This is a genomic window from Streptosporangium sp. NPDC023615 (assembly GCF_040640155.1).
In the GTDB taxonomy this organism is placed as follows: domain Bacteria; phylum Actinomycetota; class Actinomycetes; order Streptosporangiales; family Streptosporangiaceae; genus Streptosporangium.
The window spans coordinates 1-23,325 of the sequence record NZ_JBFABE010000093.1 but is presented as its reverse complement, the minus strand read 5'-3'; the positions used below and the strand labels follow the sequence as shown (position 1 = coordinate 23,325).

Sequence of the window (23,325 nt, the reverse complement as noted above, 5' to 3'; positions counted from 1 at the left end):
CAATCTTTCGTGAAGGGCCCCCACCGTCGGTGGGGGCCTTTCGTGTTTCCGGGACCTTTTGAGGCTTTCCCCGTACGATGTCGTCAGGATTCCTCCGCGGGAGAGAATCGGGCACCCGTCACCGGCACATGAGTTTTCCCGCCGCGGCGATCGCCTGCCCCACCGACGGGGAGTTGAGCTGCACCACCACCTGCCGGCGGCCGTCCTCGCTGCTCATCGCGACTCCGGAGTACCCGTAGATCAGCCCGGAGTGGTTCCACACGCGGGCGCCACAGGACAACCTGTCGGCGTACACACCCATGCCGCCCGACTGCTTCAACGCGGACCCGTCCGGCAGAGGCGTCGTCCTTCCCCGCCCCTTGCCGAGGACCCGCGTCCGCACGCCGGAGGGGCCCGTACCCCTGCCGGAGGCTCGTGGTCCCGGGGCGAAGAGGGCTTCGTAGAGGGTGCCCACGTCCCGGGTGGTCGAGACCAACCCACCGGCGGCCCAGAAGATGGAGGAGTTCACGGTCGTGGATCCCGGGCCGTCGCCCTGCCTGCCCCGGGCGAGCCTCCCCGGCAGAAGGTCCCGAGGGAGCTCGGTGTCACGTAGCCGCAGGGGGCCGGTGACGCGCTCCGACAGCGCCTCGGGGTAGCTCTGCCCGGTGACCTTCTCGATGATCATGCCGAGAAGGATGAAGTTGCTGTTGGAGTAACGATTGACCCCCCTCTTGCCAGGCTTCCCGCCGTAGCCGAGCAGCTCGCGCGGTGGCCAGTCACGGGTGTACTGGCCACCGTCCACGACGACGTCGGTGAAGCGGGAGTCGGTGAGGTAGTCCGGTATTCCGCTGGTGTGGGTGAGCAGTTGCTCGACGGTCACCCTGTCCGTGCCGGGAAGAACGCCGGGGAGCAGCTTCCCCAGCGTGTCGCCGAGCGTCAGCCGCCGCTCGCGCACCAGTTGCAGCACGATCGTGGCGGTGAAGGTCTTGGTGACGCTCGCGATCCGGAAACGGTGGTCGACCCGCATGGGGGTTCTCGCGTCGAGGTCGGCGAACCCGGCTGCGGCCTCCCGGATCCTGCCGTCGTCACGGACGTGGACGACGGCCCCCGGGGATCCGGACGACACCAGGTCGTCCGCCACGGCCTGGACCTCGGAGGCCGTTCCCGGCGCCTCGGGCGAGCCGGCCCCGGATGGCCGTGGTGTGCCGGAGGGGTGAGGTGTGCCGGGGGTGGCGGTCACGGCCGCACGGGGGGAGGGGGAGCAGGCGGTCACCGCGATCACCAGGGAGATCGCGCCCAGAAGGGCCGCACGCATGCGATCTCCCCCTTCCGTGTGCCCGCACCGTCGAGGTCCTGACGGTACAAGCCCGCGGCCCGGAAGGGAACGTCCCGGAGGAAGCGGACGGGTGAACCCGTCCCGCACGACCCGCCCGCACGCACCGCTCGCCCGCACGCACCGCCCGCTCGCACGACCCGCCCGCACGCACCGCCCGCTCGCACGACCCGCCCGCACGCACCGCCCCCACGTCCGCCACGGAGCCCGCCCGCCGCGATGGAAGACGGCGGGCAGAGCCCGGCGCCGTCCGCCTGCGGGCCGTGCCCCGTGGACGTGGCGGCCGGCGGGGCGAGATCTCTGATGATTCTCTGATCTGCGCTGTCTAGCGTCGTGGTGAGCGACATGCAGGTCGTACGACGGCCTGCCACTTCGGACGAGTTCGAAGGCCCGCGAGGGTCCAGGAAACACCTCGGAAGAGACCCCGAAGCGATCGGGAATCGCGGAGACGCCGCGGTGGCCCGCGTGAACCCAGAGGAGCCGACATGAGTGTCCCCGTCGAGCCGCCCTTCCCGCACTCCTTCCTCGAAGCGCTGCGGAGCTCGCCCGGCGACCCGGCCTTCGAGCAGGGGGACAGGATCGTCTCGCGAGGCGAGCTGCTGGAGACGGTCCGGCGGCTGGCGGGGGCGATGCTCGACGCCGGACTGGGGCCCGGCCGGGCCGTCGCCGTCCGCACGGCCGTCTCCCCCGAGGCGTTCGCCGCCCACCTGGCCGCCCACGCGCTGGGCTGCCGGGTCGTGGGAGTGCGCCCCGGCTACCCCCCGGGGCATCTCGCCCACGTGCTCGGGATGGGGGTCGACGCCCTCCTCGTCGACCGGTCCACCGTGACGCCGGAGCTGCTCCGGGCCGCCGGACCCGTCACGTTGCTCTCGCTCGGGCCGTGTCCCCCGCCGGTGCCGGCGGTCGACCTGCTCGCCGGCACCGGCGAGGGGCGGCCCCTCGTCGCCCTGGCCCACCCGGACGACGTGGCCGCCCTGAGCTTCACCAGCGGCAGCACCGGCCTCCCCAAGGGCTGCGCGATCACCTACCGCGCGCTCGGCGAGCACTGGTCGTGGCAGCCCCGCCTGTGGTCCCCGGTCACGGAGGAGCTGGCCGCGGGCTTCGGGCGCTACCTGCTGTTCGGCACCATGGCCAGCATGGTGATCATGGATTTCCTGGCATTGTGCCTGCTGGGCGGCGGCACCGCGGTGATCCCCGAGGACGACGGGCGGCCCCTGTTCCCGTACGCGATCGAACGCCATCGGATCACCGGCTCCATCGTGACCGTGCCGCGGCTGTGCAAGATGCTCGACCTGCTCCGGGACGCACCGATCGACGTCGGCTGCCTGCGCGCGCTGATGGTCTCCGGGTCGCCGCTCGGCCCGGGACGTCTGGCGGAGGCCGTGGACCGGCTCGGCCCGGTGGTCTACCAGGGGTACGGGCAGACCGAGGCGGGCCTGATCTCGGTGCTCACCCCGGCGGACATCACCGCGTTCCCGGACGACGTCCTGGCCTCGGTCGGCCGGCCGTACCCGGGTGTCGAGATCAGCGTGCGCGACGAGGAGGGCCGCGAGGTGGCCGTCGGGGAGACCGGCGAGGTCCACGTGCGCAGCCCGTACCTGATGGCGGGGTACTGGGGGGACCCGGAGGAGACCCGCGACACCCTGAGGGACGGCCGGCTGCGCACCCGGGATCTCGGTCACCTGGACAAGGAGGGCTTCCTGCACCTCGCCGGCCGCACCCGCGACGTGATCATCGTCAACGCGATCGTGGTGTACGCGGGAGCCGTCGAGCGGGTGCTGAGCGGCCACCCCGACGTCGCCGAGGCCTACGTGGCCGGGGCCCCGGACGAGCTGACGGGAGAGGCCGTCCACGCGTTCGTCGTGCCGGCCGAGGGCGTGGACCCGGACCGCGACGCGCTGGCCGCGCTGGTGGGCGACGAACTCGGCGAGGGCAGCGTCCCCCGGACGATCACGGTGCTGGCCTCCGTCCCGGTCGCCGCGAGCGGCAAGCCCGACAAGCGGGCGCTGCTGGACCTGCTCGACCCGAGGGCTCTCTGATCGTTCTCTGAGAATTCCCCGCCAACACTGGGGACGTCCGTTCGACCGGATCGCTGTGACGGAGGTGTACGTGCCGGACGACGCGCTGGACTACGTGGTGATCGGTGCAGGCCCCGCGGGGCTGCAGCTGGGGTACTTCCTCGGCAAGGCGGGACGAAGCTACCTGATCCTGGAGGCGGGCCCCGCGCCGGGCACCTTCTTCCGGACCTTCCCCCGCCACCGGCAGCTCATCTCGATCAACAAGAGGTACAACGGGACGGACGACCCGGAGCTCAACCTGCGGATGGACTGGAACTCGCTGCTGTCGGACGATCCCGCCCTGCTGTTCACCCACTACAGCGACCGCTACTTCCCCGGGGCCGACGACATGGTCCGCTACCTCGCCGACTTCGCCGCGGCCTGCGACCTGCGCGTCACCTACGACGCCCGCGTCTCCCGGGTCACCCGGGACTCCGGCACGGGCCACTTCCTGGTGACCGACGAGCGCGGCCGGACCCACGAGGCCAGGCGGCTGGTCGTCGCGACCGGGGTCAGCCGGCCCAACATCCCGCCGATACCGGGCATCGAGACGGCCGAACCCTACGGCACCGTCTCCACCGACCCGTCCGAGTACGTGAACCAGCGGGTGCTCGTCATCGGCAAGGGCAACTCGGCGTTCGAGACGGCCGACAGCCTGGTGGAGACGGCCGCGGTGATCCACGTCGCCGGGCCGAACTCCGTCCGGCTGGCGTGGCGCACCCACTTCGTCGGGCACCTGCGCGCGGTCAACAACAACTTCCTCGACACCTACCAGCTCAAGTCCCAGAACGCGGTGCTGGACGGCGACGTCAAGCGGATCGAGCGCCAGGCCGACGGCTCCTACCTGGTGACGGTGAGCTTCGCCCGCGCGGACGAGGTCACCAAGGACATCCCGTACGACAGGGTGATCGTCTGCACCGGCTTCCGGATCGACGCCTCGATCTTCTCCGACGGGTGCCGTCCGGAACTGACGATCCGCGACAGGTTCCCCGCGCTCACACCCGCCTACGAGTCGGTGAACGTGCCCGACCTCTACTTCGCCGGGACCGTGACGCAGTCCCGCGACTTCAAGCGCGGCACCAGCGGGTTCATCCACGGCTTCCGGTACGGCACCCGGGCGCTGCACCGCGTCCTGGAGAACAGGTACCACGGCGCCGAATGGCCCGGCCGGGAGCTCCCGGCCGACCCGGAGGCGCTCGCGGCGGCGGTGCTCGAACGGGTCAACCGCAGTTCGGCGCTGTGGCAGCAGTTCGGCTTGCTGGGCGACGTCATCGTCCTCGACGGCCACGGCGGGGCACGCTACCTGGAAGAACTGCCGGTCGACCTGGAGGGGCCGCCGATCGGCGACGGCGGCCACTTCACGATCACGCTGGAGTACGGGCCGGAGCACGACAAGGTCGATCCGTTCGACATCACGGTGGGCCGGATCCGGCAGAACGACGCCGAGCGCGCCGCCGAGGGCCACTACCTGCATCCGGTGGTGCGGCACCACCGGGCCGGCGCGCCGCCGGTCGTCCACCACGTCACCGAGAACCTGGAGAACGAGTGGACCTCCCCGGAGACCCACGTCGAACCGCTCCGCGCGTTCTTCGCCCGCCAGGTCGCCCCGGTCCCGGCGTGACGGACGGGAGGGCGCCGCGGGTGGCGGGCGGGCGTTCCCCGCGTGTGACGGAGGCGAGGACACGGGCGGCCCCGCAGGCCCCGGAGGCCCCGGAGGCCCCGCGCGAGTTCGAGGCCGTGGCCCGCGCGCGCCTCGCCCCGGAGTACTACGACTACTTCGCCGGCGGGGCGGGGGACGAGGTCACCGTACGGGCCAACGAGGCCGCGTTCGGGAGGCTCTCCCTGCTGCCGCGGGTGCTGCGCGGCGCCGGGAGACCCCGGACCGACGTCACCCTGCCCGGCGGCCGGGCGGCCGTGCCCGTGCTGGTGGCGCCGACCGCGTTCCACCGGCTCGCCCACCCCGAGGGCGAGCGGGCCACCGCGCGGGCGGCGGCCGCCGTCGGGACGATCATGATCGTGAGCATGGCCTCCACCGTCGCCGTCGGGGACGTGGCCGCGGCGGCGCCCGGGGCCACCCTGTGGTTCCAGCTCTACGTCCAGCCGGACATGGCCTTCACCGAGACGCTCGTGCGGCGCGCCGAGGCGGCCGGGTGCCGGGCGCTGGTCGTCACGGTCGACTCACCGGCCCGCGGCCTGCGGGACCGGGAGCGCCACCACGGCCTGCGGGACCTGCCCGAGGGGATGGCCTGCGAGAACCTGCGCGACGGCGGGCGGGTACGGCCGATCGTCATGTCGCCGGAGATCTCCTGGGAGCACATCGGCCTGCTCCGGGAGATGACGGCGCTCCCGATCGTCCTCAAGGGCGTCGCGCATCCCGCCGACGCGCGCCTGGCGCTCGACCACGGCGTCTCGGGGTTGCTGGTGTCCAACCACGGCGGCCGCCAGCTCGACACGGTCCCGGCCGCCGTCGACCTGCTGCCGGAGATCGTGGCCGCCGTCGGCGGGGCCGTCCCGGTGCTGATGGACGGGGGCGTCCGGCGCGGCACCGACGTCCTGAAGGCGATGGCGCTGGGCGCCGGCGCGGTCGCGGTCGGCCGCCCGGTGATCTGGGGCCTGGCCGCGGACGGCGAGCGCGGCGTGACCCGCGTGCTCGACCTGCTCCGCTCGGAGGTCGAGCACGCGCTCACCCTGTGCGGCTGCGCGTCGGTCCACGACCTCGACCCGGGCATGGTGCGACGGTCATGCCGGTGACCGCGCCGGTCAGGGCCGCGGCGGTGGCGGTCGCCGCCGCCACCGCGCTGAGCCTGCCCCGGTGGCTCCCCGGCAGGATCGTGGCGCTGCGGACGCGGGTCTTCGCCCGGATCAACGGACAGGAGGGGATCGCCGTCCCCGGGGACCTGATCGGCGTCGAGAGGTTCCGTGAGGTCTACTCCCACCCGGCGGCCGGCGGCCGGAGCCGGGGGGCCGCGCTGTCGGACCTGTTCTGGTACTGGCTGTCACCCGGCGCCGAGCTGCACCAGGAACACATCGAGGCGGGGGAACGGTACGACGCGGTCGCCCGCGCCACGCGCGGCTTCCTCTCCGTGCCGCGCGTGGAGGCCGAGGAGCTCACCCGCCGCTGCGTCGCCCGGACACTGCGGGACGCGGGAGGCCTGGTCCGGCTGCGCGACCTGATGATGCCGGTCTGGGCGGAGTTCTACTACGAGCTCGTCTTCGGCGAGCCGTGCCCTCCGGTGGCGCGTGACCTGATCGTGGGCAACGCGGACGACGTCGTGACCGCGCTCAAGTGCTGCGGGCTGCGGCACATGGACCGGCGCGACCGGCTGACCCGGCATCTCACCGGCCTGCTGCCCAAGGTACGCGACCGGCTCCCGGCCGGACTGTCGGCCCGGGAGCAGGCCCTCTACCTGCAGGGAGCCTTCTTCAACACCGCGGTCGTCCAGATGTCGGAGGCCATGGCCCACCTGCTGATGGTCCTCGCCCAGCACCCGGACGCCCAGGCCGGGGTGCTCGCGGGCGACGAACGGGGCGACGGGCGGGGTGACGGGCGGGGTGACGAGCGCCACCTCGACCGCGTCATCTCCGAGACGCTGCGGCTCTACCCGCTCTTCGGGGTCGCCCACCGCGTCACCACCGGCGACATCCCCCTCGACGAGCGCACGACGATCCCGGCCGGCTCGGTCCTGTGTTTCGACTATCCCGCCTTCCACCGGGCGGGCTTCTCCGACCCCGACCGTTTCGACCCCGGCCGTTTCGGCACGGACCGATCGCACGCGAACCACTCGCATCTGGACCGTTCGGCTCTGGACCGGCCGGCCCAGGACCGCCCGGAGCCGGACCGCTCCGGCCGGGACGGCCCCGTCCTGGACCGCCCGGCCCAGGACCGCCCGGTCCCCGGCTGCCCCGCCTCCGGCCGTTCCCTCCCGGACCGGCCCGCGGTCCGGGAACTCAACCACATCCCGTTCGGCGTCGCCGCCAACCGCCCCTGCCCCGCCTGGCGGCTGGCGCCGATCACCATGCGGGTCGCGACGCGGGAGATCCTGCGCGCGTACGCCCTCGACTCCTCCGCCTCCCACACCCGGTCGATGCCCAACCGGGGACCGTGCCTGCTCGTCCCGAGGGGCGCCCCCACAGGGGCGGCCCACCGGGCGGCGCTGCGGTTCATGCGGTTCCGCGACCGCTGGGAGGACGTCTGGCGCAGCCTCGTACAGCTCGTCCTCGGCACCTACATGGTCTGGGACGCGCGCAGGCAGCGGCTGTGTGAGCGCCACTTCGCGGAGGCCGACCGTCGGGCCGCCACGGAGAGCAGATGATCGTCCGGACCATGAGCGGAGAAACGGTTATGCCCCACCTGGCACAGGTCGCCGCCGGTGACCCGAACCTCCAGCTGATCCTCGAAGTCCTGCCCGCCCTGGTCGTCATCCTGCTGGCCGCGGCGATCTGCGGCCGGCTGGCGATCATGCTGATGCAACCGCGTGTCCTCGGCGAGATGGTCGCCGGCGTCCTCCTCGGCCCGACGCTGTTCGGCCGGCTGTTCCCCGAGGCCCAGGCGGCCGTGTTCCCCGCCGAGGTCAGGCCGGTCCTGTACGTGCTGAGCACCATCGGGCTGACGCTGTACATGTTCCTGGTCGGTGCCGGCCTGGAGCACGGCACCGGGACGGACGGCCAGGGCCGCCGGGCGGCGACGCTGGCGGTCTCCGGTATCGTCCCCGCCCTGCTCCTCGGCTCCTGCGTCGGCCTGCTCCTCTGGGACACGCTCTCGCGCCCCGACGTCAGCCGGTGGGAGTTCGCCCTGTTCGTCGGGGGAGCCCTGTCGCTGACCGCGTTCCCCATGCTGGCCAGGATCCTGTACGAGCGGGGGCTGGAGAACTCCCCCCTCGGGAGGCTGACCCTGGTGGCGGCCGCCATCGACGACGCCCTCGCCTGGTGCCTCCTCGCCGTGCTGTCGGCGATGCACCTCGACGCGGGTCCCGGCGACGCGGTGCGCACCATCGCCCTGACGGTGCTGTTCGCGGTGGTGATGCTGAAGGTGGTCGCGCCGCTGCTGCGGCCCCTGGGCAAGGGCGTCGCGCGGACCGGCGGCCTGAGCCCCGGCGCCATGTACGTCGTCGTCCTCGTCCCGCTCACGGCGGGCTGGCTCACCGACTGGATCGGGGTCTACGCGGTCTTCGGCGGTTTCATCGCCGGGCTGGCGATGCCCCGCGACCCGGCGTTCCGCACGGTGCTGCACGGCCGCATGATGGACGTCGTCTCGACGCTGCTGCTGCCGGTCTTCTTCACCTTCTCCGGGCTGAACACCCATCTCGACGGCATCACCGGCGGTCCGATGCTCCTGGCGTTCGCCGCGATCCTGGTCGCGGGTTTCTGCGGGAAGTACTTCGGCTGCTCGCTGTCGATGCGGGCCCTGGGATTCGGCTGGCGCGAGTCCTACGCGGTGGGGGCGCTCATGAACGCGCGAGGGCTGATGATCCTCATCTTCATCAACATCGGCCTGGCGCAGGGCATGATCACGCAGGAGCTCTTCGCCATCCTCGTGCTGGTGGCCATCATCACCACCGCGGGAGCCCTGCCGCTGTACAAACTGGCGCTCCCGGAGCGTCACGAACGCGTCCATGGATCCGGGGCCGCCGGGCCGGGCACACACCCCCTGGAGGAAAAGGCCGAGAAATCCCATTCCTCGTGACCGTTCGAATGCGTTGAACGCGGCGATCGTCCTGAACGCAGCGCGAATATCGTTTCGTGATCGTCCGAACACGCTGCGAGCATTGCCGTGTAACTTTCAATTATTCTGTTAATCCCTGGTAATTCGGCGGAAGGAATGCCACGGTTGTTTCGTGGCTGTGACATCGGGGGCATCCGGCTCGCTCGCCCGCCGGCTGCTCCTCGTCGAGGACGACCTCGAGCTCGGGCACATGCTGGTCGGGCTGTTCACCGACCAGGGATACACGGTCGACCTGGCCCCGGAGGGGCAGCGCGGCCTGCACCTGGGCCTGAGCCGCCCGTACGACGTGATGATCGTCGACCGGGGCCTCCCGGTGGTCGACGGCATCGAGTTGCTGACACGGCTGCGCCGGCGGGCCGTCACCGTGCCGGTACTCGTGCTGACCGCCTTCGGCACGGTCGCCGACCGGGTCACCGGGCTCGACGCGGGGGCGGAGGACTACCTGGTCAAGCCGTTCGAGATCGACGAGCTGCTGGCCAGGGTGCGGGCGCTGCACCGCAGGAACCTCGACCACGCCAGGCTGCTGCCGCTCGGCGCGGGCTGGCTGGACTCCGACTCCCACATCGTGGGACTGCCGACCGGCGAGCAGGTGACGCTCTCGGGGCAGGAGTGCCGGCTGCTGAGCGCGCTGGCGACCCGTCCGCGGCAGGTGCACACGCGCGCCTCGCTGCGCCAGCGCGTCTTCGACGGCGCACGGACGGAGTCGATCGTGGACACCTACGTCTACTACCTGCGCAACAAGCTGGGGGCCGGCGTCGTGCGCACCGTGCGGGGCGTGGGATACCGCCTGGGCGGGCTGTGAGGAGGCGTCCGCCCCACGGGCCGGAGCGGAGACTGCTGGTCCGGGCCCGCCGCCGGATCACCGCGCAGGTGGCGGGCGCGATCTCCGTGATGTTCGCGCTCATCGGGGTGACGGTGTACTGCGTCGTCACCGGCGACCAGGACGCCTCCGCGCGGCGCGACCTGGCCGTCGCGGCCCAGCGCGCCTACCTCTCGCGGCCCCCGCCCTGCGTCTGGCTGTTCGAACTGCGGGGCGGCACCGTGCTGAGCTCTCCCGGCGCGCCGGCGGTGCTGCCGGTGCGCGCCGCGCTGCGGCGGGCCGCCGCCGGGCACGAGCCCCGGGTCGGCCGGGTCGACATCGCCGGGCAGTCCTATCTCGTACGCACCCAGTGGCGTGGCGGCGTGGTGGTCCAGGCGGCGATGAACCTGCACTTCCAGGTCGCGGAGCGGCACCGCCTGCTGCGCACGCTCGCCGCCGCGGAGGTCGCGGGCCTGGTGGCGGCGCTGATGGTCGGCCGGCTCGTCGCCCGGGGAGCGATCGCGCCGCTGGGCGAGGCCCTGGTACGCCGGCGCCTGTTCGCCGCGGACGTCAGCCACGAGCTGCGCACCCCGCTGACCCGCCTGCACGTCCGCGCCCAGATCGTCGCCCGCGGGCTGCGGCGGGGGAACGACCCGCTTCTCGTCGCGGACGAGGTCGACCGGCTGGTGAACGGTACCCGGCAACTGGGCGACGTGGTCGAGGACCTGCTGCTGTCGGCCCAGTTCGGCCAGCTGCGCCGGCCGTTCGGCCCGGTCGACCTCGCCGCGCTGGCCGAGGAGCTCGTCCTGGCCGAGGCGGCCCGCGCCGACGCGCACGGCGTGACGATCGAGGTGCGGCGCCTTGGGCCGGGCGGTCATGTCGTGCGCGGGGCGCAGTCCGCGCTGCGCAGGGTGATCTCCGCGCTCCTCGACAACGCGCTCGCCCACACCCGTGCGGGCGGCCACATCCAGGTGGTCCTCTCCGCAGGCCCGGAGACGGTCCGGCTCGACGTCCGCGACGACGGCGTGGGTCTCGACCCGCGTGACGCCGAACGCCTCTTCACCCGGTTCGTCGGCGGGGGCCGCAGCGGAGGCCTGGGCCTGGGTCTCGCCCTCGTCCGTGAGGTGGTGGACGGCCACGGCGGGACCGTCACCGCGGACGGGCGCCCGGGAGCCGGGGCGGTGTTCACCGTCCGGCTCCCCGCGCTCCCCGCGCTCCCCGCGGACCCCGCGGGACGGCGCGGGCGCGGGCCGCGCACGACGGCGGCCCACGCCCGGCGTTCGGTGATCCTCGAGACGGAACCTAGTGGGGAGCGAGGTCCAGGTCCTTGATCCTGGGGTCGCCCTCGTCGGCGAAGTAGTGGTCGGGCTCGGTGGTGTCGTCACCGTCGTGCGCCTTGGCGGCGCGCGCGACGAGCGTGCCGATCGCGGCGACGGCCAGGTTGACCGCCAGCGCGACGATGCCCGCGTAGATCGTCATCTTGGTGTCCAGGCCCAGCTTCTCCAGCGGGAACGCGGATCCGGCGAAGTGCAGCTTGCCGGTGGCCGGGTTGCCGATGTTGTAGAGCATGAGCATGCCGGCCCCCATGCCGGCCACCCAGCCGGCGATCAGGCCGACGCGGTGGAACCAGCGGGTGTAGAGGCCGAGCGCCACCGACGGGAGCGTCTGCAGGATGATGACGCCGCCGATGAGCTGCAGGTCGATGGAGAAACCGGTGTCCAGGAACAGGATGCACAGCACCGCGCCGACCTTGACGAGCAGCGAGGTGATCTTCGAGACCCGGGCCTCGTCGGCGTCGCTCGCGTTCGGCTTGAAGTACTCCTTGTAGATGTTGCGGGTGAACAGGTTCGCCGCGGCGATGGACATGATGGCCGCGGGGACGAGCGCGCCGATGCCGATCGCGGCGTACGCGACGCCGGTGAACCAGTCGGGGAACATCTTGTCGAACAGCTGCGGCACGATCGTGTTGTTGTCCTTGCCGATCGGCGTGATGCCGGCGGCGATGGCCATGAAGCCCAGCAGCGCGATCAGGCCGAGCAGCAGGCTGTAGGCGGGCAGCGCCGACATGTTCCGCTTGATCACGTCGCGGTTCTTGGACGCGAGCACGCCGGTGATGCTGTGCGGGTACAGGAAGAGCGCGAGCGCCGAGCCCAGGGCCAGCGTGACGTACTGGAGCTGGTTGTTGGCGTTGAGCAGGATGCCGTCACCGGGAGCGGGGCTGGCGGTGAACTTGGCCTGGGCGGCGTCGAAGATGCCCGACCAGCCGCCCTCGATCTGGGCGGGGATCGCGAAGATCGCGACCAGGATCACGATGTAGATCAGCGTGTCCTTGACGAACGCGATCAGCGCGGGCGCGCGCAGCCCCGACTGGTAGGTGTACGCGGCCAGGATCGCGAACGCGATGATGATCGGCAGGTGGCCGGTCACGCCCATCGACTTCAGCACGGCCTCGATGCCGACGAGCTGGAGCGCGATGTAGGGCATGGTCGCGACGATGCCGGTGATCGCCACCAGCAGCGCCAGCGTGGGGGAGCCGAACCTGGCCCGCACGAAGTCGGCGGGGGTCACGAAACCGTGCACGTGCGAGACCGACCAGAGGCGGATCAGCACCAGGAACACGATCGGGTAGACCACGATCGTGTACGGCACCGCGAAGAAGCCCATGGCGCCCGCGCCCCAGAGCAGGGCGGGCACGGCCACGAAGGTGTAGGCGGTGTAGAGGTCGCCGCCGACCAGGAACCAGGTGACCCAGGAGCCGAAGTTCCGGCCGCCCAGACCCCACTCGTCGAGGCTGGCCAGGTCCTTGGGACGCCGCCAGCGCGCGGCCATGAAACCCATGCCGCTGACCAGCAGGAACAGTGCCGAGAAAACGATGATCTCGGTCAGATGCGCTTCCATCGGGTCACCGCCGCCGCTTCGTCATCTGGTAGACGATCGAGGTGCAGGTGACGCCGACCAGGATGAAGGCGAGCTGGAGCCAGTAGAACAGCGGGAAACCGAGAAGCCGTGGTTCGTCGGAGTTATACAGGAACGGCAGCAAAGGCAGGACGATCGGCACGATGAGCAGCCAGTTCCACGGGCTGCGATCGCTTCGACCCTCGTTGGGAGCGGTCAACACGGTCTCCTCGATCTGGAAAGGGACGTCCCGACAGGAGCGTCCCGTTCGGCTGACCGGCAGCGTAATTAAACGACCGTTTCATTCAGGTCACCGAGCGCTGAGCGGGGCGGTCTGCGCGACGAACGGTAGGTGGATGCTCCCGTTCCGGACCTCGTCGACGTCACGGAGGCACGGCCTCGGGGCCGCCCGCGACTCGGCGACGATTTCCGACCGGCGGCCGATTCGACCTGCGTTCGTCTTGACATGGGGGAGGAAGGGCGGACGCGCAGGTCACGCCGGGGTCTCACACGGTCCGCTCGGCGGCCGTCCTGGGCTCGTGCCGTACGTCCTCGGGCGAGGCCGGCTTCCTGGTCCAGGCGGCGAACTCCACCAGGATCCCGTCGGGGTCCTTGAAGTAGATCGATCTGACGAACACGCCCTCGTGCATCGCCGGGGCCACGCCGAACTCGCTGTCGTCGTGGTTGAGGACCACTCCCACGTCCACGCCCTTGGAGATCAGCCGGTCGCGGTACTCCTCGATCCGGTCCGGGGCGACGTCGAGGGCGACGTGGTTCATCGAGCCGACCGCGGAGAGCAGTTCGCCCCGGTCGGGCAGGTTCTTCGGCGCGGAGATCCCCGGCACCCCCTCGGGCGCGTCCGGGAACCAGAAGAAGGCCAGCGCGTCGCCGCCGCCGCAGTCGAAGAAGAAGTGCTGCCCCCAGCCCATCGGCAGCTCGATCGTCTTGATCAGGGGCATGCCCAGGACGCCGGAGTAGAAGTCGACCGTCCGTTTCATGTCCGAGCACACCAGCGCCAGATGGTTGATCCCGCGAAGCTCGAACTCCGTGTTGTCCGCCATGGTCTTCCCGCCTCTCCTGGAACGGCCCGCACGCGGTAATCATCTGCTTACCACGTCCCGGGCCGGGACGAACGCCCCGAGCCGGACGGGTTCGCTCCTCCGGCGGCGGACCGTGGCGAGGCCGGGTGTCCCGGTGGGCCGAGGCGCCGAGCCGGACCGTTTCCGGCGGGCGGTGGAGGCGCCGAGCAGGACCGCGCCGAGCACGGCGGCCGCCCCGGCGAGCTGGCCGCCCGACAGGGACTGCCCGAGCACCGCCCAGCCGAGCCCGGCGGCCACCACCGGGCTGAGCAGCCCCAGCAGGGTGATCCGTGTCGGGGCCAGGGAGGTCACCCCGCGGAACCACAGGAAGTACGCCAGCGCCGTACCGGCGACGGACAGGTAGCCGAGACCGGCGAGGTTCGCCCCCGTCAGGGCCGGCGGCGCGCCCTCGACGACGAGCGCGGCGGGCAGCAGCAGGAGCCCTCCGGCGGTCAGCTGCCATCCGGTGAGGGCCAGCAGGGCGGTACTCCGCCGCGCGTACCCCCGCGGGGCGCCCCAGCGTCGGCCCAGGACGGTGCCCAGCGACATCGTGACCACCCCGCCGGCGGCGGCGGCCAGCCCGAGCGGATCGAGCGTGACGGCCGAGCGCAGCACCAGCAGCGCCACCCCGGCGACCCCGATCGCGGCGGCGGTCACCGACCGGGAGGGCGGGCGCTCGCCGAGCAGCGGGAACGCCAGGGCCGCGACCGCGAAGGGGGCGAGCCCGCCCAGGACGGAGGCGACCCCGCCGGGCAGGCGGTACGCCGCGACGAACAGCAGGGCGAAGAACAGGCCGATGTTGAGGGTGCCGAGGACGGCCGAACGCCACCACCAGGCCCCCCCGGGGAAGCGCGAGCCGCCCGTCGAGCACGGCGACGACGGCGCAGAGCAGCAGGCCGGCCGGCAGTGCCCTGATCGCACCGGCCGTCAGCGGGCGGTGGGCGGGCAGCAGCTCCGTGGTCACCAGGTACGTCGTGCCCCACAGCAGGGGCGCGAGGGCGCTGGTCGCGACCAGCCGCATATCTCTCATGACTAAGTATCTTAGCTCTAAGCTAATTACCGGCAAGCTACCATGGCCGTGTGACAGAGGACACGCCCCGCGACGACGTCGACCGCATCGTCATGCAGTGGGCGCGTGAGCGCCCCGAGCTGGAGACCGGGGCGATGGAGGTGTTCGGCCGCATCGGCAGGCTGGCCCGCGTCGCCGGCGACATCCAGGAGGCGGTGTACGCGCGATTCGGGATCACCCGGGGTGAGTTCGACGTGCTGGCGACGTTGCGGCGGGCGGGGGAGCCGTTCCAGCTCTCCCCCAAGGAGCTCGCGGCCTCGCTGATGCTGACCTCGGGCGGCATGACGGGGCGGCTCGACCGGCTGGAGCGCGCGGGGCTCGTCACCCGCTCGCCCGATCCGGCCGACCGGCGCGCCCTGGTGATCACCCTCACCGGCCGCGGACGCGAGGTGGCCGACGAGGCGGTGGCGGCCGGCCTGGCGGCCCAGCGGGAGGTGTTCGACCGGCTCCCCGCCCACGGCCGCGAGCGGCTCGCCGGCCTGCTGCGGGACCTGCTCGCGGCGGCGGGCTCCGGAGAACCCCCGTCCCGGACGGCTTGACCGGTAGGATATTTCCTACCTATTGTTCGGGTATGACGATAACTCACGTCCAGCTGCTCTCCCTGCCCGTCACCGACCAGGAGAGGGCGAAGAGCTTCTACGTCGACACGCTCGGCTTCGACCTCGTCGGGGACAACCCCATGGGCCCCGACCGGCGGTGGGTGCAGGTGGCCCCCAAGGGCGCCGAGACGTCGATCACGCTCGTGACCTGGTTCGGCACCATGCCGCCCGGTTCCCTCAAGGGCCTGGTGCTGGAGACCGACGACCTCGAGGGCGACGTGGCCGCGCTGAGCGACCGCGGCGTGGTCGTCGAGGGCGGCATCCAGCGGTCGCCGTGGGGCCGCTACGTCACGTTCGACGACCCCGACGGCAACGGGATCGTGCTGCAGGCCACGGCGGCGCACGTGCCCGCCCGTGGCTGAGGCGGACGTGTTCGCCGCGGTGGCGAGCCCCACCCGGCGCCGCCTGCTCGGCCTGCTCCTGGAGCACGGCCCCAAACCCGTGCAGGAACTGGCCGACCACTTCGACATGCGCCGCCCGAGCCTGTCGGAGCACCTCAAGGTGCTCAAGGACGCGGGCCTGGTGGTCGAGCGCAGGGCCGGCCGGCAGCGCCTGTACTCCCTGCGTCCCGAGCCGCTGCGGGAGATGTCCGCCTGGCTCACACCGTACGAGCGGTTCTGGCGGGAGAGACTCTCCAGCCTCCGCGACCTCCTGGACACCGAGGACGACGATGACCGCGACGACTGACCCCACCGTGATCAGGACCGACCAGTTCCTGGCCCACCCGCCGCGCAAGGTCTGGCGCGCGCTCACCGACCCCGGCCTGCTGGCACGCTGGCTGATGCCCGGCGACTTCGAGCCGGTCGTCGGCCACCGGTTCACGTTCCGGACCGAGCCGCGGCCGAACCGGGGCTTCGACGGCGTCGTGCGCTGCGAGGTCCTCGACCTCGACCCCGAACGCCTGATGCGGATCTCCTGGCGCGGCGGAGGGCTCGACACCACCGTCACCTGGACGCTGGAGGCCGAGGGGCACGGCACCAGGCTGTTCCTGGAACACGCCGGGTTCGACCCCGACGACCCGCTCCAGCGGAGCACGTACGCCATCCTCGACGGGGGCTGGCGGTCCCACGTCCTGAGCAGGATGGAGGAGGTGCTGTCGGAGGCCTGAGACTCCCTCCACGTCCCCTCCACGTCCCCTCCGCGCCCGCCGCGCCCGCCGCGCCCGCCGCGCCCGCCGCGCCCTCCGCGCCCGCCGTCCCCGTCGTGCCTCGCGTCCTCCACGTGCCCCGCGTCCTCCGCGTTCCCCGGAGAGGCGCCGAAACATGACAGGAGGTGTCCTCTTTTCACGCCACGCTCGCCTCATGAACAGAACGCTGGAAGGAAAGGTCGCCCTCGTGGCCGGGGCGACGCGGGGGACGGGCCGGGGAATCGCGGTCGAGCTGGGCGCGGCGGGCGCCACGGTCTACTGCACCGGCAGGAGCACCCGGCAGGGACGCTCGGAGATGAACCGGCCGGAGACGATCGAGGAGACGGCCGAACTGGTGACCGGCGCGGGCGGACAGGGGATCGCGGTCCGGGTGGACCACCTGGAGCCGGAACAGGTACGCGTCCTGGTGGAGCGGATCAGGAGCGAGCAGGGCAGGCTCGACCTGCTCGTCAACGACGTCTGGGGCGCCGACCCGATCACGGAGTGGGACGTCCCGGTCTGGACTCACTCCCTCGACGACGGCCTGCGGATCCTCCGGCTGGCCGTCGACACCCACCTGATCACCAGCCACCACGCGCTGCCCCTGCTGATCGAGAACCCCGGCGGCCTGGTGGTCGAGGTGACCGACGGCACGCTGGCCTACAACCTCGCCAACTACCGCCTCTCGGCCTTCTACGACCTGGCCAAGCTCTCGGTGAACCGGCTGGCGTTCAGCCAGGCCCACGAGCTGCGCCCGCACGGGTGCGGCGCGGTCTCGCTGACCCCGGGCTGGCTCCGCTCGGAGAGCATGCTGGAGGGCTTCGGCGTCACCGAGGAGAACTGGCGGGACGCCACGGTCGCGCAGCCGCACTTCGTGATCTCCGAGTCGCCCGCCTACACCGGCCGCGCGGTCGTCGCCCTGGCCGGCGACGACGACCGGATGCGCTGGTCGGGGCAGAGCGTGTCCAGCGGGCAACTCGCCCGGGTGTACGGCTTCACCGACCTCGACGGCAGCAGGCCCGACGCCTGGCGCTACATCGAGGAGGTGGAGAGCAAGGGCAAGCCCGCCGACGCCACCGGCTACCGCTGACCTCCGGCACCTGATCACCGATCGACGGCCGTGTCCCTGCCGCGGTGCCCGCGCGACCGGCCCCGTCAGCCGTACAGGTCGCGCAGGCGGGCGGCGGCCTCGGCGAAGCGGGCCCGCAGGGCGGGCGGGCCGAGGACCTCCGCGTCCGGGCCGAAACGGAGGATCTGGCCGAACGCCACCTCCAGCGACTCGACGGGCAGGCGGACCGTGATCCGGCCCTGCCCGTCGGGGCCGGTCGCGGAGGCCAGCGCCTCGCCGAGGGCCGCGGGGTCGGCGAAGAGGGGGAGCAGGCGGTGCCCGGCGGGGCTGAGCCGGACGGTGACGCGCTCGGCCAGCAGCGAACCGGCGAACCGGGCGGCCCTCTCGCTCCAGAACGCCGCCAGGTCGAAGGTGTCGTCCCGCTCGAAGCGCCGGTCGGAGTGGATCTCGATCTCGCCGAAGCGGTCCACGCGGTAGATCGCGTACCGGGTCGCCAGGTACCAGACCCCCGCCTTGAGCACCAGGCCGTACGGCTCCAGGCACCGCCTGTCCCCCTCGCCGGTGCCTGCGGTGCCCGCGGTGCCCGCGGTGCCGCCCCGCCCCTCCCGCTCCACGGGTCTCGCGGGCACGGCCGCCTTGTCCCGCGCGGGGCGCCGGTAGGCGGCGGTGATCGGGTGATCGCCCCAGACCGCCCTGGCCAGCGGTGCCAGCGCGGCCGGCGGAGGCCGTTCGCTCACGAACCAGCCCGGGGCGTCCAGGTGGAAGCGCTGCGCCGCGGTCGCGGGGGCGTCCCGGAGATCGGGGGAGAGGGCGGCCGAGGCCTTCAGCCGCGCCGTGGCCGCCACCTCGCCGAGGCCCATCTCCCGCAGGGCGCCCGGGACACCCGACAGGAACAGCGCCTCGGCCTCGGCGCGGTCCAGCCCGGTGAGGCGGGTGCGGTACCCGTCCAGCAGCCGGTAGCCGCCACCGCGCCCGCGGTCGGCGTAGACCGGCACGCCCGCCTCCGACAGGGCCAGCACGTCGCGGTGGACGGTCCGCTCGGAGACCTCCAGCTCCCGGGAGAGCTCCGCCGCGGTCATCCCGCCGCGTGCCTGGAGCAGCAGCACCAACGACATCAACCTGGCCGCGCGCATCCCCCGACCCTAACGCGGCGCGCCCGCCCCGCGATCGGCGGAGAGGGGGCGGCTCAGGAGGGGACGAGGGGCAGCACGATCGCGGAGGGGTGGGACGAGTCGTGGAAGACCTCGTGGTCGGTCGCGACCATCGTCCTGCCCGTCCCCAGCGGCTCACCGGTGCCGAGGTTGCGGGCGATCCTGGGGTAGGCGCCGCCGGCGACGTGCAGGCGGATCCGGTGGCCCCGGCGGAAACGGTGGCCGATCGGCCACAGGTCCACCCGGACCCGCCGGATGCCGTCGGACCCGGCGACGGGGTCCCCGGGGGCCAGTCGGCGCACGCCCTCGCACACGTTGTAGGAGGCGCCGGACGGATGGACGTCGCAGACCCGGACCACCACGTCGGCGTGCCCGGTGCCGCTGCGCACGTACAGGTCGGCGGAGACCGGGCCGATCATCTCGGTGTCCCGGCGCAGCGCGGGGCCGGTGTAGACGAGCACGTCGCGCCGGGCCTCCAGCCTCCGGTTGTCGCGCGGCCCGGAGTCGCCCAGCAGGACCGGCCCGCCCAGGGAGGGGGTCGGATGCGCCGGGTCGTAGCGGAACCGGTCCGGCCCGGACGCCGCGCCGGACGGGGCGTCCGGGGAGAGGCCGAACCCCGGCCGCAGGTGCCAGCGCTGCTCCCGCATGCCCGGGACCGGCCAGTCGGGGTGGTCGCGCCACTCGTCGGCGCCCGTGACGTACAGCCTGACCGGCTGCTCACGCAGCCCCGACGGGTCGCCGAGCAGGTGGGCCCTGAACCAGGCCAGGGCCTCGGCGTTGGCCACCCGGCCGTGGCGCGCGTCCGCGTGGTACCACGGGCCGATCGTCAACTGCGGGCGCCGCCCGGCCGCCCGCATCCTCAGGTAGTCCTGGACCTGCCAGGGCAGGAACACGTCGTACCAGCCGCCGACCATGGTGACGGCGGCCTCCACCTCGCCCACCGAGGCGGAGAAGTCACGCCGGCCCCAGTAGGCCGCCGGGTCTGCGTGATGGGCCAGCAGGTCCTGGAAGAACGGCATCCCCCTGCCCGCCGACAGCACGTCCATCTCGCCGGGCGGGCGCCCGGACAGGGCCGCGCGCCGCGTCCTGCGCGGGGCGAGCAGGGCGGCGGTCCCGCCGAACGGCCGGTCCATGAGGGCCGTCAGCGTGCTCCACATCAGCGACGACTCCAGGGCGAACGCCCCGCCCACGTAGGCGGCGTCCCGGAACTGGGAGGCGGTCACCGAGGTGGACATCGCCTTGAGATCCGGCCCGGCGAACGGGGCGATCGCCCACTGGGTGTACCCCAGGTAGGAGGGGCCGTGCATGGCCAGGCTCCCGCCGTACCAGGGCCGGCTCCGCAGCCAGGCCAGCGTGGCCAGTCCGTCCTCGTGCTCGTGGCCGAGCGGGTCGAGCAGCCCGCCGGAGCCGAACCCGCCCCGGCAGCTCTGCATCACGACCTGGAAGCCCCGGCGGGCGAACCCGCGCCCGAACGTCATCCCGAACACGCCGCGCCTGCCGTACGGCGAGCGGATCAGGATCGTGGGGGGCCGGACCGCGCCGACCGGCGTGTAGCGGTCGGCCAGCAGCGTGACCCCGTCGGGCATCGGTACCGGAAGATCGCGTTCGACCGAGACCCGGTGGACGGCCGTCCTCGGCCATGTGATCGTCGCCATGCGCCTCCCCCTCGCGCCGCTCCCCGCCACCACCTGCGGGACTCACTACCTACTGGTAACAGAACGAGGCTCGACGAGACCAGTGCGAACGGGTGCGAGGAACATCACTTCCACCCGTCGGTCCGCCCGCCCGCCCGCTCGCCCGTTCGTCCGTCGGTCCGCGTCCGCCCGCCGGCAGGATCGCCGTGCCCGGCAGGGGCGCCGGTGTCACGGCGCGGCCACCTTGCATGATCACCGTTTTCGCCGGTACCCTGGCCCCATGCGACACCCGCTTACCCTTCAGTGGTGGCGCCGCTTCTAGGCGGCGCAGGTTTCGCATTCGCGAGCAGACAGACGGCCGTCCGGAGAGGCGGCCTTTTCTGCGTCCGCTCCCTCTCTGGGCATCAGAAGATCAAAGGGGCGATACCGCAGTGGAGACGAGCCGATATACCACCGCCGGCGGCATAGGGGTCGAGGTCACCGCGTCCGACGTGCCGGAGACGGTGCTCGAGGACGTCGTCACGACCCTCGGCGAGCGCCGGGGAGGGGTGCTCTCCTCGGGGATGGAGTACCCCGGCCGCTACAGCAGATGGCATCTGGCCTACGTCGACCCGTGCCTGGAGATCGTCGCCCGGGGGCGCAGGATCTCCGCCAGGGCGCTGAACGCCCGTGGCAGGGTGGTGCTGCCCGCCGTCGTCTCCTGCCTGCTGGCGGCAGGGAAACCGGTCGAGGAGCCGACGGCCGACCACGTCGAGGTCCACGTGGCCGAGTCCGAGGAGATCCTCCCCGAGGAGCTGCGCAGCCGCCGCCCCACGGTCTTCACCGCGATCCGCGAGGTCATCGCCGCGTTCCGGGGCGAGAACGAGCACCTGGGACTGTACGGCTCCTTCGGCTACGACCTGGCCTTCCAGTTCGAGCCGATCAGGCAGGTGCTGCCGCGGGCCGCCGACCAGCGCGACCTGGTCCTGCACCTGCCCGACCGGATCATGGTGATCGACCGGAAGCGGGAGACCAGCAAGGAGTTCCGCTACGAGTTCACCGTGGACGGCGCCTCCACGCACGGGCTGGCCCGGGAGGGAGAGGACGTGCCGCTGCCCCCGGCGCCGTCCCAGCTCCCCGCCGACCCCGTGAAGGGCTCCTACGCCGAGGTGGTGGCGGCGGCCAAGGAGAGGTTCGCCCGCGGCGACCTGTTCGAGGTCGTCCCCGGTCAGGTCTTCCACGCCCCCTGCACCGACCCGGCCGCCTTCTACCGGGGACTGCGCAAGGTCAACCCGGCGCCGTACGAGTTCCTGTTCAACCTCGGCGAGGGCGAGCACCTGGTCGGCGCCTCACCGGAGATGTACGTCCGGGTCAGCGGCGACCGCGTCGAGACCTGCCCGATCTCCGGCACCATCGCCCGCGGCGGCAACCCGGTCGAGGACGCCGACGCGATCCGCACCCTCCTGTCCAGCGTCAAGGAGGAGTCGGAGCTGACCATGTGCACCGACGTGGACCGCAACGACAAGTCCCGGATCTGCGTGCCCGGCTCGGTCAAGGTGATCGGCCGCCGCCAGATCGAGATGTACTCCCGCCTGATCCACACCGTCGACCACATCGAGGGCAGGCTCCGGCCCGGGTTCGACGCGCTCGACGCCTTCCTCACCCACATGTGGGCCGTCACCGTCACCGGCGCGCCCAAGACCTGGGCGATGCAGTTCATCGAGGACCACGAGGCCACCACCCGCCGCTGGTACGGCGGGGCGGTCGGCTACATCGGCTTCGACGGCTCCATGAACACCGGCCTGACCCTGCGGACCGCGCAGATCCGCGGCGGGATCGCCACCGTCAGGGCCGGGGCCACGCTGCTGTACGACTCCGACCCCGAGGCCGAGGAGCGCGAGACCGAGCTCAAGGCCAGCGCCCTGCTCGGCGCCCTGGCCGCGGTCGGCGCGACGCCGCAGGAGGACGCCGAGCCCTCCCCGGCCGCCGAGCGGCCCGGCGACGGGATGAAGGTGCTGCTCGTCGACCACGAGGACTCCTTCGTCAACACCCTCGCCGACTACTTCCGGCAGCAGGGCGCCGAGGTCGTCACGCTCCGCCACGGCTTCCCCGCCGAGATGATCGACGAGATCGACCCGTCCCTCGTGGTGCTCTCGCCCGGCCCCGGCTGGCCCTCCGACTTCGGCCTGTCCGGCCTGGTCGGCGCGCTCTACGAGCGCGACCTGCCCGTGTTCGGCGTCTGCCTGGGCCTGCAGGGCATGGTGGAGCAGGCGGGCGGCGCGCTCGAACTGCTCTCCTACCCCGAGCACGGCAAGCGCGGCACGGTGCGCAGGCTGGGCGACAGCGCCCTGCTCGACGGGCTCCCCGAGGAGTTCACCGCGGCCCGCTACCACTCGGTCCACGCCAAGCAGCCGGGCGTGGTCGGCTTCACCGCCACCGCCCTGACGCCGGACGGCGCGGTGATGGCGATCGAGGACGTGGAGCGGCGCCGCTTCGCCGTGCAGTTCCACCCCGAGTCGATCCTCACCGCCAAGGGCGACGCCGGAGCGAAGATCATCGCCAACGTCCTCCGGCTCTGCCACCCCGACCGGTGAGGACCCGGCCGCCCGGCCGCGCGAACCCCGTAGGGCGCGGCCGGACGAGGGTCACGCCCCTCGGCCGCGCGCGGGACCCGTGCCCCGGCCTCGGGGAAACCCCGCGGCCCGGCCGGGTAAAGAACCCGTACAGCGGGCCCGGTGCTCACCGGCCGCGACCCTAGAGTTCTCCCGGACGAGGGTCGCCCCGTCCGCCCGGCCTCTGCGTGCTCTGTTCCTGCCTGACGAGGGGGCCGTCGA

19 protein-coding genes, 1 tRNA gene and 1 pseudogene are annotated in these 23,325 nt (G+C 72.6%); 14 read left to right on the top strand and 7 right to left on the bottom strand.

What is annotated here, in order from left to right; all coding sequences use genetic code 11:
* Positions 1–118: 118 nt before the first annotated feature.
* Complete coding sequence (locus tag AB0G16_RS35830; protein ID WP_362815070.1) at positions 119–1,294, bottom strand: serine hydrolase domain-containing protein; 1,176 nt, start codon at positions 1,292–1,294, stop codon at positions 119–121.
* A gap of 503 nt (positions 1,295–1,797) precedes the next feature.
* On the opposite strand from AB0G16_RS35830, the gene AB0G16_RS35825 reads away from it, so the two are divergent.
* From AB0G16_RS35825 to AB0G16_RS35795, 7 genes are all read left to right on the top strand, one after another.
* On the top strand, positions 1,798–3,351 hold the full coding sequence (locus AB0G16_RS35825) for an AMP-binding protein (RefSeq protein WP_362815068.1): 1,554 nt from the start codon (positions 1,798–1,800) through the stop codon (positions 3,349–3,351).
* Positions 3,352–3,406: 55 nt separating this feature from the next.
* Entirely contained in the window at positions 3,407–4,990 is a 1,584-nt protein-coding gene (locus AB0G16_RS35820) for an NAD(P)-binding domain-containing protein (RefSeq protein ID WP_362815066.1), read from the top strand.
* Between the two features lie 44 nt (positions 4,991–5,034).
* On the top strand, positions 5,035–6,120 hold the full coding sequence (locus AB0G16_RS35815) for an alpha-hydroxy acid oxidase (protein WP_362815064.1): 1,086 nt from the start codon (positions 5,035–5,037) through the stop codon (positions 6,118–6,120).
* Positions 6,111–7,682: a cytochrome P450 gene (locus tag AB0G16_RS35810; protein ID WP_362815062.1), complete on the top strand. Its 1,572-nt coding sequence runs from the start codon at positions 6,111–6,113 to the stop codon at positions 7,680–7,682. Before AB0G16_RS35815 ends, AB0G16_RS35810 begins: the two co-directional genes overlap by 10 nt.
* 11 nt (positions 7,683–7,693) lie before the next feature.
* On the top strand, positions 7,694–9,052 hold the full coding sequence (locus AB0G16_RS35805; protein WP_362815060.1) for a cation:proton antiporter: 1,359 nt from the start codon (positions 7,694–7,696) through the stop codon (positions 9,050–9,052).
* A 151-nt stretch (positions 9,053–9,203) separates the two neighbouring features.
* Positions 9,204–9,893: a response regulator transcription factor gene (locus AB0G16_RS35800; RefSeq protein ID WP_362815058.1), complete on the top strand. Its 690-nt coding sequence runs from the start codon at positions 9,204–9,206 to the stop codon at positions 9,891–9,893.
* Positions 9,890–11,221, top strand: a complete 1,332-nt coding sequence (locus tag AB0G16_RS35795) for a HAMP domain-containing sensor histidine kinase (protein ID WP_362815056.1) — start codon at positions 9,890–9,892, stop codon at positions 11,219–11,221. Before AB0G16_RS35800 ends, AB0G16_RS35795 begins: the two co-directional genes overlap by 4 nt.
* On the opposite strand, the gene mctP is transcribed toward AB0G16_RS35795, so the two are convergent.
* The 4 genes from mctP to AB0G16_RS35775 all read right to left on the bottom strand — a co-directional run bounded on the left by mctP (position 11,193) and on the right by AB0G16_RS35775 (position 14,785).
* Entirely contained in the window at positions 11,193–12,788 is a 1,596-nt protein-coding gene (gene mctP / locus AB0G16_RS35790) for a monocarboxylate uptake permease MctP (protein WP_362815054.1), read from the bottom strand. The two genes, AB0G16_RS35795 and mctP, sit on opposite strands and share 29 nt — an antisense overlap.
* 4 nt (positions 12,789–12,792) lie before the next feature.
* A complete protein-coding gene (locus tag AB0G16_RS35785; protein WP_362815052.1) occupies positions 12,793–13,005 on the bottom strand; it encodes a DUF3311 domain-containing protein in 213 nt (70 codons plus the stop codon).
* 286 nt (positions 13,006–13,291) lie between these two features.
* On the bottom strand, positions 13,292–13,846 hold the full coding sequence (locus AB0G16_RS35780) for a VOC family protein (RefSeq protein WP_362815050.1): 555 nt from the start codon (positions 13,844–13,846) through the stop codon (positions 13,292–13,294).
* A 39-nt stretch (positions 13,847–13,885) separates the two neighbouring features.
* On the bottom strand, positions 13,886–14,785 hold the full coding sequence (locus AB0G16_RS35775) for an EamA family transporter (RefSeq protein ID WP_362815048.1): 900 nt from the start codon (positions 14,783–14,785) through the stop codon (positions 13,886–13,888).
* Between the two features lie 159 nt (positions 14,786–14,944).
* Between AB0G16_RS35775 and AB0G16_RS35770 the strand changes: the two genes are divergently transcribed.
* The 6 genes and pseudogenes from AB0G16_RS35770 to AB0G16_RS35745 all read left to right on the top strand — a co-directional run bounded on the left by AB0G16_RS35770 (position 14,945) and on the right by AB0G16_RS35745 (position 17,748).
* The gene (locus tag AB0G16_RS35770; protein ID WP_362815046.1) at positions 14,945–15,472 is read left to right on the top strand and encodes a MarR family transcriptional regulator; all 528 of its coding nucleotides are present in this window, start codon (positions 14,945–14,947) and stop codon (positions 15,470–15,472) included.
* Between the two features lie 32 nt (positions 15,473–15,504).
* Entirely contained in the window at positions 15,505–15,894 is a 390-nt protein-coding gene (locus tag AB0G16_RS35765; RefSeq protein WP_362815044.1) for a VOC family protein, read from the top strand.
* On the top strand, positions 15,887–16,219 hold the full coding sequence (locus tag AB0G16_RS35760; RefSeq protein WP_362815042.1) for a metalloregulator ArsR/SmtB family transcription factor: 333 nt from the start codon (positions 15,887–15,889) through the stop codon (positions 16,217–16,219). The genes AB0G16_RS35765 and AB0G16_RS35760 overlap by 8 nt, the downstream gene beginning before the upstream one ends.
* Positions 16,203–16,523: pseudogene (locus AB0G16_RS35755) on the top strand (SRPBCC domain-containing protein); the annotation flags it as partial. The gene AB0G16_RS35760 and the pseudogene AB0G16_RS35755, both read left to right, overlap by 17 nt.
* A tRNA-Thr gene (locus tag AB0G16_RS35750) sits at positions 16,486–16,562 on the top strand. The pseudogene AB0G16_RS35755 and the gene AB0G16_RS35750, both read left to right, overlap by 38 nt.
* Before the next feature lie 271 nt (positions 16,563–16,833).
* Entirely contained in the window at positions 16,834–17,748 is a 915-nt protein-coding gene (locus AB0G16_RS35745) for an SDR family oxidoreductase (RefSeq protein WP_362815040.1), read from the top strand.
* Positions 17,749–17,813: 65 nt separating this feature from the next.
* Here AB0G16_RS35745 and AB0G16_RS35740 read toward each other — a convergent pair whose 3' ends face one another.
* Together AB0G16_RS35740 and AB0G16_RS35735 are read right to left on the bottom strand one after the other, a co-directional pair.
* Positions 17,814–18,860 (bottom strand): WYL domain-containing protein, encoded by a 1,047-nt coding sequence (locus AB0G16_RS35740; RefSeq protein ID WP_362815038.1) that lies wholly within the window; start codon positions 18,858–18,860, stop codon positions 17,814–17,816.
* Positions 18,861–18,913: 53 nt separating this feature from the next.
* The gene (locus AB0G16_RS35735; protein ID WP_362815036.1) at positions 18,914–20,533 is read right to left on the bottom strand and encodes a CocE/NonD family hydrolase; all 1,620 of its coding nucleotides are present in this window, start codon (positions 20,531–20,533) and stop codon (positions 18,914–18,916) included.
* Between the two features lie 410 nt (positions 20,534–20,943).
* Here AB0G16_RS35735 and AB0G16_RS35730 point away from each other — a divergent pair, with 410 nt between their 5' ends.
* Entirely contained in the window at positions 20,944–23,085 is a 2,142-nt protein-coding gene (locus AB0G16_RS35730) for an anthranilate synthase component I (RefSeq protein WP_362815034.1), read from the top strand.
* Positions 23,086–23,325 lie beyond the last annotated feature (240 nt).